Origin of the sequence: Caballeronia glebae, assembly GCF_001545035.1 — a bacterium.
Taxonomy (GTDB): Bacteria; Pseudomonadota; Gammaproteobacteria; order Burkholderiales; family Burkholderiaceae; genus Caballeronia; species Caballeronia glebae.
Genome location: NZ_FCOJ02000140.1, coordinates 1 through 3,366 on the forward strand (window position 1 = coordinate 1; position 3,366 = coordinate 3,366).

2 protein-coding genes are annotated in these 3,366 nt (G+C 55.5%); both read left to right on the forward strand.

Going from position 1 to position 3,366, the window contains the following annotated elements:
• On the forward strand, positions 1-1,305 hold a 1,305-nt coding region (locus tag AWB82_RS36330; protein WP_086974063.1), incomplete at its 5' end, for a DUF2345 domain-containing protein.
• The gene (locus AWB82_RS36335) at positions 1,302-3,233 is read left to right on the forward strand and encodes a phospholipase D-like domain-containing protein (protein WP_086974064.1); all 1,932 of its coding nucleotides are present in this window, start codon (positions 1,302-1,304) and stop codon (positions 3,231-3,233) included. The genes AWB82_RS36330 and AWB82_RS36335, both read left to right, overlap by 4 nt.
• The last annotated feature ends 133 nt before the right edge of the window (positions 3,234-3,366 follow it).

The following is a 3,366-nucleotide window of genomic DNA, read 5'->3' on the forward strand; positions in this document are numbered from 1 at the left end:
AATCCGAATAGGCCTGTGATCGTGGGCTCCCTTCATGACAGCCTGAATCCGGATCTGGTTAATAACCTGAATAACACTCGAAACCTTATTCGCACGGCTGCGCAGAACGAATTGCGCATGGAGGATAAGGAGAATTTCGAGCACATCCATTTGACGACGCCGTACCAGACCAGTGAGCTGAATCTGGGGCATATGGTCGATGGGGACCGCACGGAACGGGGGCGCGGTGCGGAGTTGCGTAGCGATGAGCACGTGGCTGTCCGCGCAGCGAAGGGCGTGCTGATCTCCGCCGATGCGCAGTATGCGGCGAACGGCAAGCAGCTTGATATGCAGCCTGCCCAGGGACTGCTCGAACAAGCCTATCAACAGATGCAGTCGCTGTCCGAGGCGGCTAAGGCTGCTCAGGCGATCGCGGCGGATTATGAGAAGCAGAAGCAGCTTCTCGACGGCACGCTGACGCAACTGAAGAAGGCGGGCGTGCTGGTAAGCGCGCCGGATGGGGTGGGCCTCGTGTCGGGTTCACATATGCAATTCAGCGCCAATCAGAACCTCATCGCGACGGCGGGCGGCAGCGCGGATATCGGCGTGGTCAAACGCTTCACGGTGGCGGCAGGCGAGGCGGTGTCGATGTTCGCGCAGAAGCTTGGAATGAAGCTGTTTGCGAAGGGGAAGGTGGAGGTTCAATCGCAGGGCGACGCGATGGCGCTCTCGGCGCTGAAGGACCTGACTATATCCAGCGTGGATGGCCGGCTCGTACTGTCGGCGGCTAAGGAAGTGTGGATCGGTGCCGGTGGCTCGTATATCAAGATCAACGCCAATCGGATCGAGAATGGCACGCCGGGGGACATTCTGGAGAGGTGCGCGGCGTGGAATAAGGCGGGCGCGTCCAGCGCGCAAATCAGCAACACACTGCCGAACGCACTCCCGGCCGAACGGCTCATCTTGAACATGGCGTCTTCGCCCTCCGCGAGAGCTGCCATCCCTCAGGACGTTCCTTACAAGCTTTTTGCGCAGGGCTCCTTGGTGGCGCAAGGCATGACCGATGCGACCGGGAAAATCCTGGTCGATCACCGTCCTGGCACCCAGTCCTATCGAGTCGAACTCGCGAACGGCGTGGCTTACGACGTACCCGTCGGTGAGGAGTTCCGTGGTGACGCGACCAACGGTCAGCTGGCGAACCAGGGTTTCCATTTCTTTGAACAGGGCGAGGCTGGCGACGGGGAAAACCGAGCGGCACATCGCCAACACTATTACAACCTTCTGAACCTGAACAACGACGAAGAAAATACGGAAGCAAAGTCATGAGCGATACCACAGCAATCACGACGCCCATCGCGCAATCGTGCGGCAACACAGCGACGCTGACGTTGCCGCATTACGTGCAAAAGGCCGAATACAATCCGAAGAAGTGTACACATCATCCGTTGGTGTGTGGCGAGGAGGCGTTTGGCGCGCTGTACGACGCCATCAGTGCCGCGCAACATACGATCGACATTGTGTGTTGGGGGTTTCAACCTTCCATGTACTTCAAGCGTGGTACGTCCGGTCAAGGCTCGGTACCGATCGGGCAGTTGCTGTTGGCGCAGGCGAGTCAGAACAAAAAGGTTCGCTTGCTGGTCTGGGGCGATTCACTCCATCTCGCGCAATTTGGGGAAAACATGATGCCGGGTGGGCGCTTTACTACCGCGAAAGATAATCGAAACTCGACGCAGAAGGAGTTCGATGCGTGGTGGTACGGTCAAGTCAAGATGGACAAAAGAAGCGTCACGACTGGCCTAACACCTAGTCCTGTACCTACTATCGTGCGTGATCCTGCGTTCAACAACATTGAATTCGCAACCCGTGATTTCGACATGTTCGACCGCGCTGAGATTGCATGGCGCAGTGCTTACGACAGTGAATATTCGGGACGGAGTACGGGTGCAAAGATCAAAAGGGGCGGAGCCTACGCTGCATTCCCTTCACATCATCAAAAAATGGTGCTGATCGATTTTGAGCACCCCGAGTTGGCTACAGGCTTCGTTATGGGGCACAACACGCTCGACGAGTATTGGGATACGAGTAGCCATAGCAGTCTGCGAATGCATGCGCAAATGGGGCGGAACGGCTTCCATCCGCGGCAAGATTTTTCGGCGAAGGTTACAGGGCCGATTCTTATCGATATGAACAAGAATTTTTGCCAAGCCTGGGATGCGGCGACCCGGCAGCAATTGGGTAAGCAACGCGAGTCCGCGGAAGAACCCGCGCTACGTTGTAGCCAGAATGATGTCGCGGTAATGGCGCAGATCCTGCGTACGCAACCTCAGTATGGCGTTAGAGACATCGAGGCGCTCTATCTTCAGGCGGTCAACAACACCAGCAACTTTATCTATATCGAGAATCAGTATCTTCGCTTTCCTCCGCTGGCGGACAAACTCAGAAAGTTGAGCAGTGCTTATCAGGCAGGAGGGCGCAAGAAGCCGCTGTATCTGTTCGTGGTGACGAACTCCAGCGACGAAGGAATGGGAGACGGCACCGTCAACACTTATCAAATGCTCAACGCTTTAGGGCGCGCGGATGTTCTGCCGGGCGTGGCAAAGCTCGAGCGCGCCGATGATCTGAGCAAGCAATACGACGAGGCGCTCGAAAAAAACAAGCAGGTTAGTCAAGCCCTTGACGGTGCGATGAAGATGCCTGTGAATCCGTTCTCGGCACAAGCGCAAGGCGCCGTGAACTATCTGGCTATGGCGCAGCAAGAGGCAGCGGTGGCTTCGCAACGCGTGGCGGAGTTGAAGGAACAATTGGACAAGGCGAAATCGGAGGATCCGACGCAGCTCGATATAGACGGTCTAAAGGTACATATCTGTACCTTGGTTCCACCCGACACACCGGGCGGAGCCAAATGGGACGAGGTCTACATACATTCCAAAGTGATGGTCATTGACGACGTGTTTCTTACACACGGGTCAGCCAATGTCAATGTGCGTAGCATGGAAGTGGACAGTGAGTTGAATCTCTGTCACGAGTCCATGCGGGTGACGCAGCCGCTACGAGAGAAGCTGTGGAGCATTCATACGAAGGGACAAGGCGTTGGACAGAAGGACGCGAATGGACGGTTGGATGCTGAAAGTGCCTTCACGAAATGGAGCGAAATCATCAGGGAAAATAAGAAGCGAAATAAAGCCAAGGCCAGCCCTTATGCTTCGTTAGTGGAGTTTTATCGCGACAACCCGAAGCGAACCTACATCGACTGAAAGAATGAAAAGCCTATCAGTGGTGCTATTGACAGCAGTTTGTCTGGTCGCATGTACTAAGAGCCCTTAACAAAATGAACGAAAGGGCTGTTAACCCTCGATGAATGCTGTTAACCTTTTCATTGTTTCGACG